The following is a 17,222-nucleotide window of genomic DNA, read 5'->3' as shown; positions in this document are numbered from 1 at the left end:
GCTTGCAGGCCTTCTAAATGATAATCTTTCTTAGCCCGAACACGTAATAATTCGCGTCGGGTACGGGATGAGGAGACAGATTCAACAAACGGTCGCATTCCGGTGCATAGGCATGCTGCTGCATCTTGTAGATGTACATGCGCAGGAGTACGTTTTTGTTGGTTGGTACTTGCGTATGGTCTACATGTTCTATGCAGAGGGAGTTTGGTGAAAACAAGTCGTAGAACTTCTGGACTGCTTGTTGGGTGGTAGGAGCTTGTGACAGCGTACAGCATTCTGCTTGTCGGGTGGCAGGAACGCACAAAATATCTGCAGCTCCGGTTGCACTGTCGTGCAATAGGGCTGCAAAGATTATGATTAAACAGTATTTAATGCATTGCTTCATACCACAATTCTCTCTTTCAAGGACGCAAAGATATAATAAGTATTGTTCAATTTGCTATCCCCGCATAACAAAAAATGATTATTTTTACACTTTTTATCCTAAATCAATTCCGTTTCCAGAAATCCGGTGTGAAAAGCAGCAGTACGGTAAATAACTCAAGACGACCCAGAAGCATTAAAAAGGATAACAGCCATTTAGCTGCATCGGGCAGGGCATTCCACGAATAGGCAGGTCCGGTTTCACCCAATCCGGGTCCCATATTACCGATACTGGAAATGACGCAGCCCATTGATTCTTCAGCCCCGACACCCATAGCCATCATGAGCAGTGTGCCGATGACTATAATGGAGATATAAATAAAACAAAAAGCCAGTACGGTGGAGACAATGGAGGGAGAGATTACCTGCTTGTTTATCCGTACCGGAAGTATGGCATTGGGGTGTAGGATGTGTTTGAACTCGTTTCGTGAGACTTTGGTAAGAATTACCATACGTATACACTTCAAGCCTCCGGTGGTACTGCCTGCACACGCCCCCATCAGCATGATGATGGTAAGCAGCCCCCACAGGACGGGTGTCCATTGCATGTAGTCATCTGTTGCAAAACCGGTGGATGTATGGAGGGAAATTACTTGGAACAAGGATTTGCGGAAGGATTCTTCCATCCCCATGGGACTGGTATAGTAAAGTACGATGGCTATGACGGCAGTGAAGAGCACAACTGAACCGAAATAGAATTTCAGCTCGGCATTGCTGATGAACTTCTTGAATTTCCGGTTGACGAACAATAATAGCAAGGTGAAGTTGATGCCGGAGATAAACATGAAAATGGAGATGACATATTCTATATAAGGAGAATTGTAGTAGGCAACGCTGGCCTGCTTGGTGGAGAAGCCACCGGTACCGGTAGTGGCAAATGCATGGCAGATACTGTCGAACCAGTCCATACCTCCAAGCATCAGCAGGCCGACAAGCAGAGCGGTTATGCCGGCATAGATACTCCAAATCCATTTGGCGGTGATACCGATACGGGGATGAACCTTGTCATGTGTAGGGCCGCTTGCCTCGGCGGCGAACACCTGCAGGCCACTGACTCCGAAGATGGGAAGCACTGCAATGGTGAACATGATGATTCCCAAGCCGCCAATCCACTGTGTCATACTGCGCCAGAACAGTATTCCATGAGGAAGTGACTCGATGTCGTCCAAGATGGTGGCACCCGTACTGCTGAAACCGGACATGGTTTCGAAGAATGCATTGGCAATGTCGGGTATGTATCCGCCTATATAGAAAGGCAGCATTCCGAAAAGAGAGAATGCCACCCAGGCAAAGCTGACCAGTACATATCCGTCACGGCGCGTCAGTTGCCGTTCGCCTCCCTTGCCGAGAGCTGCCAGCAATAAGCCTACCCCTGCTGTGATGCCTCCTGCTTTCCAGAAATCGAGCATATCGCTTTCTCTGTAGTAGAAGGACACGCCCGAACAGACCAGAAACATGACTGTTTCCAGCAATAGCAGAATACCGATAATCCGTATGATTGTCTTGAAGTTAATCATTTACCAACTACTCATTCTCAATTAGTTAAAGTATTTTTCGATTTTCTTAATCATCATGTTCAGGCAGAATACCACTACATGGTCACCCGGCTGTATCAGGGTGTTACCCATAACCACAACGCCTTCCCCCTGGCGGATAAGTCCGCCGATGGTGGCTCCTTTCGGGAGGCCGAGGTCTTTTACCGGATGTTTGGTAATCTTCGAGCCGGCCTTAACGGTAAATTCCGCTACATCGGCATTGGCAAAGGTCAGGCATTTCACGTTGCTGACGTCCGCATCCAGCATCATCTGGTAGATGTGGCTGGCAGCAATCATCTTTTTGTTGATGACGGTGCCGATGTCAAGGCTTTCGGCCATGCCTATGTAGTCGATGTTCTCCACTTCCGCTACGGTTTTGCTGACTCCCATGCGTTTGGCGGCAAGGCAGGCCAGGATATTAGTCTCCGAGTTGCCGGTCAAGGCAACGAAGGCTTCCGTATTTTTCAGTCCCTCTTCCACAAGCAGGTCCATATCCCGTCCGTCGCCATTGATAATCATGGTACGGTCGTCAAGCAGCTCGGTCAGGCGGTTGCAGCGGTTCAGGTCGTTGTCCACGATTTTCACCTGCATGTAGTCCGGGACATATTGGGCGGTTCGTACGGCAATCCGGCTTCCACCCATAATCATCACGTTGCGCACATCGGCATAATCTTCCTTGCCGGCTATTTTGCGGATGTAGGGGACGTATTTTCGTGTGGTGGTAAAGTATACGATGTCATGTAGCTTGATGGTATCGTCACCACGGGGAATCAGTGTCTCGCTTCCCCGTTTGATGGCTACCACGTGATAGGGCAGCTCCGGTCCACCCAGTTCGTGGAGGGGGATGTTCAGTATCTCGGCTTTTTCGCGCATCTTGGTGCCTATCAGTATCAAGGCTCCTCCGCAGAATTCCCACCATTGGCGTACCCAGCTCATGCGGATGGAGGACACGATTTCCTTGGCGGCAAGCATTTCCGGGTAGATGAGTGAATCGACACCCAGCTTCTGGAAAAATTCCTTGTTTTTGGGCAGCAGGTATTCGTAGTTGTCAATGCGGGCTACAGTCTTTTGTGCTCCCAGATTGTTGGCAAGCATGCATGCGGTCATGTTCCGGCTTTCATCGGGGGTGACGGCTATGAACAGGTCGGCTTCTCCCACTCCCACTTCTTTCAAGCCTTTTATGGAGGTAGGGGAGGCTGTAGCCGTCATCAAGTCGAAGTTAGAGTTCAGTGTGCTCAACTTCTCTTCGTTGTCGTCCATCAGAATGATGTCCTGCTTCTCGCGGGACAGCAACTTGGCCAAGTGTGTGCCTACTGCGCCGGCACCTGCAATAATTATTTTCACTTTTAGTTCGTTGATAGTTGATAATTAATAGTTGACATATGGGGTAAATGCTCAAACTGTCAATTTTCAACTATCAATTATCAATTGATTATAGATTCCTTCTTCGTCCATTCCGCAAAGATGGTGCAACTCTTGTATGGTGCCGTGTTCTATGAAGGCATCGGGTACACCGATACGTCTGAAATGGGGAATATAGTCATTGTCCGCCATGAACTCCAGTATGGCACTGCCCATTCCTCCTTTTTTGACACCGTCTTCTATGGTGACGACATGCTGGAAGTTGAGTCCTACCTCGTGCAGCAGGGCTTCGTCGAGCGGCTTGAGAAAACGCAGGTCGTAGTGGGCTATGGAGATTCCTTTGTCCTTCTCCGCACGCTCTATGGCACGTGCGGCCACGTTGCCTATGGGACCGAGGGTGATGACTGCCAGGTCTTTGCCTTCTTTCAGTCTGCGCCCTTTGCCTACGGGGATTTCTTCCAGCGGACATTTCCAATCCAGCAATACGCCGCGTCCGCGGGGATAGCGGATGACGAACGGACCTTGGTCCGGCAACTGTGCCGTGTACATCAGGCGGCGCAATTCATGTTCGTCCATCGGTGAAGATATGGTCAGGTTGGGAATCGGACGGAAATAGGCCAGGTCGAAAACTCCGTGGTGTGTCGGTCCGTCTTCTCCTACCAGTCCGGCGCGGTCCAGGCAAAGTACGACGGGGAGGCGGAGCAGGGCGATGTCATGGATGACATTATCGTATGCCCGCTGCATGAAGGAGGAGTAGATGTTGCAGAAAGGCTGCATTCCTTCTTTAGCCATACCGCCCGAGAAAGTGGCTGCATGCCCTTCGGCAATACCCACATCGAAGGCACGGTCGGGCATGGTGTCCATCAGCTTGTTCATAGAGCAGCCGGTGGGCATGGCGGGGGTTACTCCGACGATTTTCGGATTTTCCTTTGCCAGTTCTACCAGCGTTTCCCCAAACACGTCCTGGAAAAGCGGAGGCAAATTGCTGGTATCCGCCTTGAGGCGTTCTCCGGTTTCCGGATCGAATTTGCCCGGTGCATGCCAGATATCCGGATTCTTCTCGGCAGGTTCGAAGCCTTTTCCTTTCACAGTGTGCAGATGCAGTATTTTCGGTCCCTGCATATATTTGATGTCCCGCAGGACACGGGCTATGTTTTTCACATCGTGTCCATTGATAGGGCCGAAGTAGCGGATGTTCATCCCTTCAAAGATATTCTGCTGCTGGGCGGCCATTGATTTCAGGCTGTTGGCGAAGCGAATCAGCGCTTTGCGGCGGTCCTCGTTCAAAAGTCCCATTTTGAACAGCAGTCTGGATGTCTTGAAGCGCAGCTGGTTATAGCGGTTGCTGGTAGTCAGGTTGAAAAGGTACTGCTTCATGCCACCTACACTTCTGTCTATCGACATGTCATTGTCGTTGAGAATGATAAGAAGGTTGTTGGGGGTGGACGAAGCGTTGTTCAGTCCTTCGAAAGCCAGGCCGCCGCTCATGCTTCCATCACCGATGACGGCGACCACATGGCGGTCTTTCTCGCCTTTTTCGGCAGCGGCAACAGCCATGCCAAGAGCGGCGGAGATTGAATTTGACGCATGTCCGCAGGTGAATGTGTCATAATCGCTTTCCTCTGGTGAGGGAAAAGGACGAACTCCCTTGAATTTACGGTTGGTGGAGAATGCTTCACGGCGTCCGGTCAGTATCTTGTGCCCGTACGCCTGATGGCCTACATCCCAGACTATGCGGTCGTACGGAGTATTGAATACGTAGTGCAGGGCAACGGTCAGCTCTACCGTGCCCAGACTGGCTGCGAAATGTCCGGGGTTGCACGAAACCTCTTTTATAATGTCTTGCCTCAATTCTTTACAGACTTCAGGAAGCTCTTCTACGCTGAGTTGGCGTAAATCCTTGGGAAATGTAATGGTGTTAAGCAAGTTATATGTTGTTGGTTCTGTTCTCATTTCTAATCTGAAGATTACAAAATGCAAAAATAGCAAAAGAAAACGGATGGCGGGAAGTTTTAGAAGGAAAAAAAGCCTCTTTTGTTCACTTCTGTTTTTACTTTCTCTTTGCATACGCCACATTTCTCGTTCCGCCTGCCTATAGTTAAGGGAAAAGATGCCTGATATTAAATCGTTCCTCCATGGAGAAAATATTGTTCCATCCTGTAGAAAAAATCGTTCCACCATGGTGGAACGATTTTTTCTACATATAGGAATGATTTAGTGTTAGTAGACAAGGATATTAATCCTTCCAAAGATTGACTTTTATTCTCGCACGTGACCGTCTGTGATAAGAGCTGCTCTACACTTGATGTTTGTTGAAAAATGCAATTTTATAAATTATTTATTGCAACTTTTTAGAAGCTTTGGTTGTTGTTGATATAATATTATATATATTGCGAAGTGGAATATGTCCTGTTTATCAATATGTTATACAATTCTGAATTGTATGTGATGGTATTCTTGGTTGTAATATGTGTCGGAATGGGGTGTAGTCACGAATTGTTAAATGAATAAACAATGAATGATATGAAGAAAAAGCTTGACTTTAAAGTTTTGGCTATTATGGGCGTAGTGGTTTTTTCCGCTTGCGGTTCTGATAGCGATCTGTTCAACCCGGAAAAGGCGGCAGCTAAGAAAGAGGCACAGTATGCATCGGCTTTTGTGCAGAGGTATGGAGAAATTGCAGTTGATCAGGATTGGGGATTTGGGGTAACACCGACAACGCGTGTTGCTAACACTAATAGCAATCAATGGAAAGATTTTACGGAAGTACCGGGGAGTGTTACGGCTACAGAAAAAGAAGTGGTTACGGAATGGTTTAAAACATATCGGAATCCACAATCCATTGGGGGGGATTGGACCGACTTTTTTGTTCAACATGTAAGTGGCTCACACTCTAATATGGATTTTTTGGTTGCGGCATCAGATGACCATATCAATAATTTTAATGCTACTGAGGGGGCTATAATGCTAATGCAGAATAGTGGAACGTCTTCTTTTGGCTATAGGGCTTCTCTGGATGGTAAAATGCACTATAATTATACTATACAATATATTGAGGGTGCTTATTATGTGGGATTTGACTTTGAAGCTACCGGACAGAACCCAAATCAACAAGTGGCTGCAGATGGGTATTATAGTGATTGGATTGTGAAGATCTCTCCGGCCGTATATACGAATGCGTACAGAATCATAGCAGAAGACCTTGGAGACAGTGATGATTTTGACTTCAACGATGTCGTGTTTGATGTAGCGACCAATGGAGGAGCAACTATCATTACCCTGCAGGCTGCGGGTGGTACTTTGCCTTTGTATATTGAGGTGGGCGGTGATAGCCGTGAAGTTCATGGACTCTTTGGCGTTTCTAATACTACAATGGTAAATACAGGTGCTGGGGCAACTAAGGCTCCGGTGATGTACAGAGTTGACGGTACCGGTGCCGTAAATATCAAAGTGGAAGGTCAAAATGCTGAAGTATATACACTGAAAGCGGAGATAGGCAAAGCGCCGCAGAAGATACGTGTAGAGACAAGATATGAATGGACTGCTGAACGTCAGGATATTAATGATAAATATCCAGGTTTTGCAGATTGGGTGGCTGATCCTACGGCTAATTGGTATTAATAGAATATATAGTATTTTTATTTAAGGCAGATGATATAATGAAAGGTTATATCACCTGCCTTTTTATGTTTCGACCGTTATATATTGAAATTTACTATCTTTGTGGCGTAGCAAGCAGTTGGTACATCATTTTTTTCGAGAAAGTGAATGGTTTATTTATTCCGAGCTTATGAATCTTTATACGCCTGTAGAAGTAGTTTCCAGTATGCCCCTTCTTTCGCAAGAGAATAATCTGTTGCTGATGGGTTCTTGTTTTGCGTCCGAGATGGGGCAAAGGCTGGCGGATGCCAAGTTCCGTTGTGACGTCAATCCTTATGGTGTGCTTTATAATCCGTTTTCCATTTCTGCGGCATTGCGTGAAATCATTGCGGGCAGATGCTACAATGAAAACGATATTTTCCTCTTTCATGAACTTTGGCACAGTGCCATGCATCATGGTAGCTTTTCCTCAGTCTCTGCAGAGGAAACATTGGCAGGTATTAACGGGCGTTTGAAAAGCGCCCATGAAAGGCTGGACCGGTTGGATTGTCTGTTGCTGACTTTCGGCTCTGCCTGGGTTTATGAAAATGAAAAGACGGGAACTGTAGTTGCCAACTGTCATAAGCAACCTGAGTCCTGCTTTACCCGCCGTATGCTTTCTGTCAGTGAAATAGTATCTGACTACACCTCTTTGCTTTCCGGCTTGCTGGCGCGGATTCCCCGGTTGAAAGTATTGTTCACCGTCAGCCCCATCCGCCACGTGCGTGACGGAATGCATGCCAACCAGCTCAGTAAAGCTACCTTGCTGCTTGCCGTGAACCAGTTGCAAGCCACTTTCCCGGAACATGTTTTCTATTTTCCGGCTTATGAGTTGCTGCTCGACGAGCTTCGTGACTATCGCTTCTATGCAGAAGACATGGTGCATCCTTCCGAAACGGCCATTCGCTATGTCTGGGAACGGTTTACCCGGTCGTGTATCTCTGCCGATGCGTTACGGATTATGGAAGAAAGTGAAAATATCCGTAAGATGTTGTCACATAAGCCATTTTATCCCGCTTCAGAAGAGTATAAGCGTTTTTTAGGACAAATTGTGTTAAAAATAGACCAACTTAACGGAAAATACCCGTACTTAGATTTCCAAAAAGAGAGAGAAATATGTCGTATTCGATTGAAAGCATAACCGAAAGTATTGGCGCACGGCGTATGGGAAACGCGCCGGCTACCATAGACTGGCTGCTCACTGACAGCCGTTCCCTGAATTTTCCTGAGGAAACATTATTCTTTGCCTTGACCACCAAGAGAAATGACGGTGCGCGCTATATTGCAGATTTATATGCCCGTGGAGTACGTAATTTTGTGCTTAGCGAAGAAAGCTTTAGATTAATGGACAATGGACAATTGACAATTGACAATGCTATGCAGCGTGATGATGCGCAGTCAATTGTCAATTATCTCATTGTTCCCAACCCGCTGAAAGCCTTGCAAAAACTGGCGGAACAGCATCGGAACCGGTTCCAGATACCGGTCATCGGTATTACGGGAAGCAACGGTAAGACTGTTGTGAAGGAATGGCTGCACCAGTTGCTCAGTCCGGAACGTGCCATTATCCGTTCTCCCCGCAGTTATAACTCCCAGATTGGAGTGCCTTTGTCTGTGTGGCAGATGAACGAACAGTCCGAACTTGCTATTTTTGAAGCCGGTATTTCCGAGCCGGGGGAAATGCGCGCTTTGCAGAACATCATCAAGCCTACCATAGGCATCCTGACCAATATAGGAGGGGCTCACCAGGAAAATTTCTTCTCGTTGCAGGAGAAATGCATGGAGAAGCTGACGCTTTTCAAGAATTGTGATGTAGTGATTTATAATGGTGACGATGAGTTCGTCAGCAACTGTGTGGCGAAGTCCATGCTGTCTGCACGTGAGATTGCGTGGAGCCGGAAAGATATGGAACGTCCTCTATATATAAGTAAAGTGGAGAAACGGGATGACTGTACTGTCATTTCCTATCGCTATCTGGATATGGACAATACGTTTACTCTACCGTTCATAGATGATGCTTCCATCGAGAATTCGCTGAACTGCCTGGCCGCATGCCTCTATCTGATGCTTCCTGCCGAACAGATTACAGAACGTATGGCAAGGCTGGAACCCATCGCCATGCGGCTGGAAGTCAAGGAGGGAAAAAACAACTGTCTGTTGATTAACGACAGTTATAATTCTGACCTTGGCTCATTGGATATTGCACTCGATTTTCTTTACCGCCGTTCGCAAAGTAAGGGATTGAGGCGGACTTTGGTTCTTTCGGATATATTGGAGACCGGTCAGAACACGCCGACACTTTACCGACAAGTGGCACAGCTGGTAAACAGCCGTGGCATTGAACGCATCATAGGTGTAGGAAATGAAATATCTTCCTGCGCTGCACGCTTTAATATAGAGAAGACCTTTTATCCGGATACAGCGGCCTTGATACGTGCCATTCAGCGTGGGGAACTTCGCCTTGAAAACGAAATAATTCTGATTAAGGGTGCACGTAAGTTCGGTTTTGACTCCTTGACGGAAGTATTGGAGAAGAAGGTGCACGAAACCATTCTGGAGGTTAATCTTGGAGCGATGATTGCCAATCTGAACTATTATCGTGGCAAGCTGAAGCCGGAAACAAAGATGGTCTGCATGGTGAAAGCCTCCGCTTACGGTGCAGGTTCTTATGAGATAGCCAAGACTTTGCAGGAACATCATGTCGATTATCTTGCCGTGGCGGTTGCCGACGAAGGCTCCGAACTCCGCAAAGCGGGCATCACTGCGAACATCATTATCATGAATCCTGAGATGACTGCTTTCAAGACCATGTTCGATTACAAGCTGGAGCCCGAAGTATATAGCTTCCATCTGCTGGACGCTTTGATTAAAGAAGCGGAAAAGGAAGGTATCACAAACTTCCCCATCCACATAAAGCTGGATACCGGTATGCACCGCCTGGGGTTTGCTCCGGAGGATATGCCCCGGCTGATAGAACGGCTGAAGGGACAGAATGCTGTGATTGCCCGTTCCGTCTTCTCGCATTTGGTAGGGAGCGATTCGCAACAATTCGACAGTTTTACACGCCGGCAGATAGAAATGTTCGAGAAAGCGTCCATGGAATTGCAGGAGGCTTTTCCGCATAAGATACTTCGCCATATCTGCAATTCCGCAGGTATCGAGCGTTTCCCCGGGGCGCAATTCGATATGGTGCGCCTGGGTATCGGCCTCTATGGTGTCAATCCCATAGACAATTCCATTATGAATAATGTGAGCACGTTGAAGACTACCATCCTCCAGATACGTGATGTTCCCGAAGAGGATACGGTGGGGTATAGCCGGAAAGGGCATCTCACCCGTCCGTCGCGTATAGCGGCTCTTCCCATCGGTTACGCCGACGGCCTGAACCGCCATCTTGGAAATGGACATGCCTATTGTCTTGTAAACGGCCAACGGGCAGCCTATGTAGGGAATATCTGCATGGATGTCTGTATGATTGACGTGACGGACATCGATTGCAAGGAGGGTGACAGTGTGGAAATTTTTGGTGACCATCTGCCTATAACCGTTCTTTCCGATGTACTCGAAACTATTCCTTATGAGGTGTTGACAAGCGTTTCTACACGGGTAAAACGTATTTATTATCAAGACTGAAGATAGGGGGCAGGGATTAGGGATTAGGGATTGCGATAAAATTAATCCTTAATCCTTAATCCCTAATCCTTAATTTTCCTATCTTTGCACTATAATTAATCAGATATAACTATGACAAACTTACTTTTATTAGGCTTTCTGCCCAGCGGTTCCGAATGGATAATTATTGCATTGGTCATCTTGCTGTTGTTTGGTGGTAAGAAAATTCCCGAATTGATGCGTGGTTTGGGCAAAGGAGTGAAGAGCTTCAAGGATGGTGTGAATGAAGCCAAAGAAGAGATAAACAAGGCTCAGGAAGATTTGGATAAACCGGCTGAAAAGAAATAAAGGAACAAGGGTATTTATTATTTGACAATTTACTATTTACTATTTGATACTCTGAGAAGTTCAGGAGTATGGGTAGGCTTGTTGCCTTTTCCACAGCGCAGCCCAAATAGTAAATAGTAAATTGTCAAATAGTAAATCCCCGCAGCGCAGCCCAAATAGTAAATAGTAAATCCCTTTATGTCAGAAAAAGAACTAACCTTTTGGGACCACTTGGACGAGTTGCGCCGGGTGTTGTTTCGTGTACTCGGTGTGTGGTTTGTATTGGCTATCGGTTATTTTATTGCCATGCCTTATCTGTTTGACAATGTGATATTGGCTCCTTGCCATAACGACTTCATTTTCTATGACTTGCTGCGCTGGATAGGGCAGAGACTGGATTTGCAGGATGAATTCTTTACCCAGGAGTTTCATGTGAAGCTCGTCAATATCAATCTTGCCGCACCGTTCTTTGTCCACATGTCTACCGCTTTCTGGATGTCGGTGGTAACGGCTGCTCCTTATTTTTTCTATGAAATCTGGCGCTTTGTAAGCCCTGCACTCTATCCAAACGAGCGTAAAGGGGTGAGGAAAGCGCTGGGTATAGGTACGGTGATGTTCTTCATCGGTGTGTTGCTGGGGTATTTTATGGTCTATCCGCTGACATTGCGTTTCCTTTCCACTTATCAATTGAGCGCAGCCATCGAGAATCAAATTTCCCTGAACTCGTACATCGACAATTTCATGATGTTGGTGCTTTGCATGGGACTGGCATTCGAACTGCCGCTGGTGACATGGCTGCTTTCCCTGCTGGGACTGGTGCACAAGACCTTTTTGCGGAAATACCGCCGTCATGCTGTTGTCATCATTGTTATTGCCTCGGCCATCATTACTCCGACCGGTGACCCGTTTACCTTGACAGTAGTGGCGGTGCCGCTTTATCTGCTCTATGAGTTGAGTATCCTGATGATAAAGGATAAAAAGACTGATGATGAAGCGGAAGAAGTGGAGACAGAGGAATGATGGATTGTGAAGTAAAGGAATATTTTAGTATATTGCTGGAAGCCTGCCACGTTGAGGAAATCTCCTTGGACGTGGCCTATCGGCAATTGCGCGAGTTGCTGGAGCGTTTGTGCCGTACACAGATGCCCGACGGCAGCTTGCAGATGACGGACCTTTCTGCACGTATCAGTTTCGTGGCTTCGAAGGCCGGACTTTCCACCGTGGAACAGAACCGTCTGCATACCTTCCGGCTGACCTCCAATGCTATTCTGAACCGCCAGGCGGAACCGCAACGTGAACAGTTGTTGCGTGATGCCAAGACACTGGCATTCTTTGTCAAGCGCTTGACGGGGGAGGAGATACCTGCCGAACTTTATCGCCTGCTACCCCGTGCGGATGCCACCTATATAGTGGCACCGCCCGCCAAAGAACGGATAAAGCGCATGCGCGTCTGTTTTCAGTATGCCGATGATACTTATTTATATGTACTGCCCGTAGACACTGTAGCCGATGAGCCGTTGCGTGTCCGTTATAATGTACCTCAGATTAATGAAGAGTTTGCAGAAATCTGCCGGATTCTGTGGCGGCATGCCCAGGTCAATCTGCTGGATGTTACGGTGGACGAAGTCGGCATACTCACCCCTTCCTTTATTATACTTGAGCCCGATTACTTGATAGACATCAGTTCGCTTGCCGAATGCTTCAAGGATTACGGGCATCATCCTGCCAATTATATCCTGGCACGGCTCCAGTCGCCAGACAATACCCGTCCGTTACTGTTGGGTAATATTGCCAACCTCTTTCTGGACGAATGGATTCATGCCAAGGAGGCACCCGATTATTTGGCATGCATGAAGAAGGCCTTCCGTTCTTATCCCATCGAGCTGGCAGCATGTGCCGACCTGCGCGACCGGGAGAAGGAAGCTGAATTCTTTTCCGATTGCAAGCGCCATTTCGATAATATCCACCGGACGGTGACAGAAACATTCCGTGCATCCGGCTATGAGCTCGATAGGACTGATGCCGTGCTGGAACCCTCTTACATCTGTGAAGCATTGGGTTTGCAAGGGCGTCTGGACTACATGCAGCGGGATATGACCTCGTTCATTGAAATGAAGTCCGGTAAGGCGGACGAGTATTCCATCCGTGGTAAGGTGGAGCCTAAAGAAAACAATAAGGTGCAGATGTTGCTCTATCAGGCTGTGTTGGAGTATTCTATGGGAATGGACCATCGACGTGTAAAGGCTTATCTGCTCTATACCCGTTATCCGTTGCTTTATCCGGCGCGTCCTTCGTGGGCAATGGTGCGCCGTGTGATGGATGTGCGTAACCGGATTGTAGCCAATGAATATGGCATCCAGTTACGGAATAGCCCACAGTATACGGCAGAGCGCCTGAAAGACATCCATCCGGATACCTTGAATGAGCGCGGTTTGGACAATACCTTGTGGAAACGCTTCCTTTGCCCCTCCATCGATGCCGTAGCGCAACGCATCCGTTCGCTTTCGTCGTTGGAACAAAGCTATTTTTATACGCTCTATAACTTTATAACCAAGGAACTCTATACCTCCAAATCTGGAGATGTGGATTATGAAGGACGTACCGGTGCTGCCGCCCTCTGGCTTTCCACACTGGCTGAGAAATGTGAGGCAGGTGAAATTCTGTACGATTTGGCTATTTGCGAGAATCATGCGGCAGATGCGCATAAACCGTATTTGTCACTCAGAACGAAGCAAATGGTTGCTTCCCGGCAGGAGCGGGTTCTGCCCAATTTCCGTCAGGGTGATGCGGTGGTTCTTTACGAACGGAATACGGATACCGACAACGTTACCAACAAGATGGTGTTTAAAGGTAATATAGAGCGCATATCCGATAACGAGGTCTGTATCCGTCTTCGTGCCACTCAGCAGAATGCGGGTGTATTGCCTGCTGCTAGCCTTTATGCCATAGAGCACGACTATATGGACACCTCCTTTCGTAGCATGTATCTGGGACTTTCCGCTTTCCTTTCTGCCACTCAAAGACGGCGTGATTTGTTGTTGGGGCAGCGCCCTCCCGAGTTCGATGCTTCTTTGGATACTGGTATTGCGACCGCTCCGGATGATTTTTCGCGGATTATTCTAAAAGCGCAGGCTGCCCGCGACTATTTCCTTTTAATCGGTCCGCCGGGTACCGGCAAGACCTCTCGCGCGCTGCGGGGCATGGTAGAAGCCTTTTACCGGGAGGGGAAACAGATTCTACTGCTTTCGTATACCAATCGTGCTGTAGATGAAATCAGTAAGGCGCTGGCTTCCATTGAGCCTGAAATAGACTTTATCCGTTTAGGCAGTGAGTTGTCTTGCGATGACTCATTCCGCCCGTATCTGATTGAGAATGTGTTGGAATCTTGTGCCACTCGGCGGCAGGTGCAGGAGCGCATTGCCCGTTGCCGTGTTTTTGTCGGTACGGTTGCCACGCTTTCTTCCAAGACCGAACTTTTCCGGTTGAAGACTTTTGATGTAGCGATTGTGGATGAGGCTACCCAAATTTTGGAACCACAACTGCTGGGATTACTCTGTACCCGCAATCCCGCAGGCGCGGATGCCATCGGCAAATTTATTTTGATAGGTGACCATAAGCAGCTACCCGCAGTGGTCTTGCAGTCGTCCGAGCAGTCGGAAGTGTGTGACGAAGCTTTGCAGGCCATCGGATTGTATAATTTGAAAGATTCCCTTTTCGAACGCCTTTATAGGAATCTCTCCAAGGAAAGTGCCAATCGCCAGGCATCAACCTCTCATTCTTCATCTTTTATCCCTCATCCCTCCTACGACATGCTCTGCCGTCAGGGTCGTATGAATATCGAGGTAGCTTTGTTTCCTAACCGGGCTTTTTACGGTGGTCTGTTGGAACCGGTTGGTCTGCCGCACCAGCAGGGAGAGCTGATTCTTGCTCCTGAGCTGTGTGATTGTGAGTTTGCCGGCTTGCTGACTCGTCGTGTCGCTTTTCTGCCTGCCGCAGTCGAACCGCCGGCACAGTCGGCCAAGATGAACCATTCGGAGGCGCGGATTGTGGCACGGTTGGCAGCGGCTATCTATCGGCAGTATGCAGCTGTTTCCGGTTTCAACCCGGCTGTCACTTTAGGTGTCATCACTCCTTATCGCAGTCAGATAGCCTTGATTAAGAAAGAGATTGCTGCTTTGGGTATTGCTCCTTTGGAGGATATATTGGTAGACACCGTGGAACGCTTCCAAGGTAGCGAACGGGATGTTATTATCTACTCTTTCTGTGTGAACCGGGCTTATCAGTTGAAGTTTCTGGCAAATATGACGGAGGAAAACGGTACTCGGATTGACCGGAAATTGAATGTTGCCCTTACTCGTGCCCGCAGGCAGATGTTTATGACAGGAGTGCCGCAACTATTGAAACTTAATCCTATTTATGCCGAGCTCTTGTCTGTAGTTTGCCATTCGTAACCGTCTTATTTAGTAAATCTTAAATATTTTCTGCTTCTTTATAGAGTTTATTAATAACGCTGTGTGAGATAAACCATTATCTTTGCATCACGTTTTTTTCATAGAGATTTAGATTTAAGGTTAGAAGAATTGTGGAAGTCGTGAGACTTCCCTTTTTTTCATCTTAAATTGTGTTCCATTTACAGTTTTTTGTTTTTGACTGTAATTGAACGAAGAAAAGCCATTTCGTGAGAAAAGGCTTTTTTTGTGCGGAGTTTGCAAGGCATGTAATGCAGTTTGCAAACTCCGCATGATTCTGAATATCTATATAGAGACTTCTGATTAGTCCACTATAATCGGTTTGTACTTCGGAACCAGTGCCTTCATGATGCACCAGCCTATCAGGTAGGACACTGCACATACACAGAAGATGATGAAATATCCGGCAGGCTTGCCCTGGAATCCAAGAAATACCATTTGTGTCTTGTCGGCATAGTCGAACAGCAAACCGGAACTCATGTTGATAAGGAATGAGCTGATACCGCCCGCCATACCTCCGATTCCCACAATGGTGGCAATGGTGCTCTTGGGAAACATATCACCTACCACAGAATAGATGTTGGCCGACCAGGACTGATGGGCAGCGCCTGCAATACCTATGATGATAATCGGGAACCAATAGGCTTGTTCGCCAAATACTTCCTTGTTGCCCAATGGCTGTGCAAACAATGCCAATAGCGGGAACAGTGCAAAGATGAACATGGCCTGCATGCGTGCGGCGTAGGGGTTCTTACCGGTTTTGTTGATAATGATGGTGGGCAATTTCCCGCCATAGACGGACAACATCGTGATGGCATAGAGCACAAAGATAAGCATCTGTGCCGTGGGAGTATCTGAGGAGAATCCGTAAACGTCCGAAATGTATGCGGGTGCCCAGAAGAGGAAGAACCACCATACACCGTCAGTCATGAATTTGCCGAAAAATACAGCCCAGGTTTGCGGATATTTGAAACATTGCAGGAAAGAAATGCTCTTTTCATCCTTGGTTGTCGGAGTAGTCGCCTTTTTATCCTTCTCATTGTCTTTGTCTTGTTCTATATATGCCAGCTCAGCTGCGTTTACGTGTGGATTTTCATCAGGTTTCTTGTACATGAATATCCACAGTCCCATCCAGATGAAACCCAATCCGCCGATAACGATAAAAGCCATTTCCCAGCCGTTGCCCACGCCCATGCGTTGGAAGTAGCGGGCCAGGGTAGGGATACACAATGGGGCTATCAGTGCTCCGATGGTAGAGCCGGCATTGAATATGGAAGTGGAGAAGGCACGGTCTTTCTTTGGAAAATATTCGGCAGTCACCTTGATGGCGGCAGGAAAGTTTCCTGCTTCACCGATGCCCAGTATGATACGGGCGGCAATGAAGTAGTAAACGCTGGTGATGGCTATGGTAGAGGCCAATGCACCGGTAGCGCTAATCATGTTGGCGGCATTTTCAATGCCGAGGGTCATTTCTGTGGCAAGTCCGCAGAGGGCGTGCATACAAGCACCGATAGACCATACGGCAATGGCCCATAAATACCCTTTTTTCGTTCCCATCCAGTCGATGAAACGTCCGGCAAACAGATTGCCTAAGGCATAGACGATGGAAAAGATAGCTGTGATGTAGCCGTAGTGTGTATCGGTCCAGTGGAATTCGGGGGAGATGAAATCTTTCCAGGTCAATGAAAGAACCTGGCGGTCGAGGTAATTGACGGTTGTCGCGAAGAATAGCATGGCGCAGATAATCCAACGGTAATTGGTCATCCGCCCTGCGGTGTTTTGAAATGTACTCATGATAATAGATTTATATTTTGATGCAAATGTAGGGGTTTGTGTGTTGTTCGAGGTGTAATAT

Annotated in this window: 11 protein-coding genes; 6 read left to right on the top strand and 5 right to left on the bottom strand. The window is 47.5% G+C overall.

All coding sequences use genetic code 11. The features are described from left to right. Window positions 1-13: 13 nt before the first annotated feature. From DW896_RS07450 to dxs, 4 genes are all read right to left on the bottom strand, one after another. Window positions 14-385, bottom strand: a complete 372-nt coding sequence (locus tag DW896_RS07450) for a hypothetical protein (protein WP_118264161.1) — start codon at window positions 383-385, stop codon at window positions 14-16. A 103-nt stretch (window positions 386-488) separates the two neighbouring features. Beyond that, window positions 489-1,940 (bottom strand): TrkH family potassium uptake protein, encoded by a 1,452-nt coding sequence (locus DW896_RS07445; RefSeq protein WP_118264162.1) that lies wholly within the window; start codon window positions 1,938-1,940, stop codon window positions 489-491. 21 nt (window positions 1,941-1,961) lie between these two features. Further along, on the bottom strand, window positions 1,962-3,302 hold the full coding sequence (gene trkA, locus DW896_RS07440) for a Trk system potassium transporter TrkA (protein ID WP_005835221.1): 1,341 nt from the start codon (window positions 3,300-3,302) through the stop codon (window positions 1,962-1,964). Window positions 3,303-3,368: 66 nt separating this feature from the next. Next, entirely contained in the window at window positions 3,369-5,273 is a 1,905-nt protein-coding gene (gene dxs / locus DW896_RS07435) for a 1-deoxy-D-xylulose-5-phosphate synthase (protein WP_119993105.1), read from the bottom strand. Window positions 5,274-5,843: 570 nt separating this feature from the next. Between dxs and DW896_RS07430 the strand changes: the two genes are divergently transcribed. The 6 genes from DW896_RS07430 to DW896_RS07400 all read left to right on the top strand — a co-directional run bounded on the left by DW896_RS07430 (window position 5,844) and on the right by DW896_RS07400 (window position 15,349). Next, window positions 5,844-6,941 (top strand): hypothetical protein, encoded by a 1,098-nt coding sequence (locus DW896_RS07430; RefSeq protein WP_005835223.1) that lies wholly within the window; start codon window positions 5,844-5,846, stop codon window positions 6,939-6,941. A 169-nt stretch (window positions 6,942-7,110) separates the two neighbouring features. Next, on the top strand, window positions 7,111-8,100 hold the full coding sequence (locus tag DW896_RS07420; RefSeq protein WP_057088551.1) for a GSCFA domain-containing protein: 990 nt from the start codon (window positions 7,111-7,113) through the stop codon (window positions 8,098-8,100). Continuing rightward, window positions 8,076-10,592 (top strand): bifunctional UDP-N-acetylmuramoyl-tripeptide:D-alanyl-D-alanine ligase/alanine racemase, encoded by a 2,517-nt coding sequence (locus DW896_RS07415; RefSeq protein WP_005835226.1) that lies wholly within the window; start codon window positions 8,076-8,078, stop codon window positions 10,590-10,592. Before DW896_RS07420 ends, DW896_RS07415 begins: the two co-directional genes overlap by 25 nt. Window positions 10,593-10,703: 111 nt before the next feature. After that, window positions 10,704-10,919: a twin-arginine translocase TatA/TatE family subunit gene (locus DW896_RS07410; RefSeq protein WP_005823939.1), complete on the top strand. Its 216-nt coding sequence runs from the start codon at window positions 10,704-10,706 to the stop codon at window positions 10,917-10,919. 177 nt (window positions 10,920-11,096) lie between these two features. Then, the gene (gene tatC, locus DW896_RS07405) at window positions 11,097-11,918 is read left to right on the top strand and encodes a twin-arginine translocase subunit TatC (protein WP_022402337.1); all 822 of its coding nucleotides are present in this window, start codon (window positions 11,097-11,099) and stop codon (window positions 11,916-11,918) included. After that, entirely contained in the window at window positions 11,918-15,349 is a 3,432-nt protein-coding gene (locus DW896_RS07400; RefSeq protein WP_009037148.1) for a DEAD/DEAH box helicase, read from the top strand. Before tatC ends, DW896_RS07400 begins: the two co-directional genes overlap by 1 nt. A gap of 321 nt (window positions 15,350-15,670) precedes the next feature. On the opposite strand, the gene DW896_RS07395 is transcribed toward DW896_RS07400, so the two are convergent. Further along, window positions 15,671-17,161 carry an MFS transporter gene (locus DW896_RS07395; protein WP_009037147.1) on the bottom strand — a complete coding sequence of 497 codons (1,491 nt, stop codon included), beginning with the start codon at window positions 17,159-17,161 and terminating at the stop codon, window positions 15,671-15,673. Window positions 17,162-17,222 lie beyond the last annotated feature (61 nt).

The sequence above is a fragment of the Bacteroides sp. AM41-16 genome, from assembly GCF_003603495.1.
GTDB classification, from domain to species: Bacteria; Bacteroidota; Bacteroidia; order Bacteroidales; family Bacteroidaceae; genus Bacteroides; species Bacteroides uniformis.
This window is presented reverse-complemented; position numbering and strand designations above follow the sequence as displayed.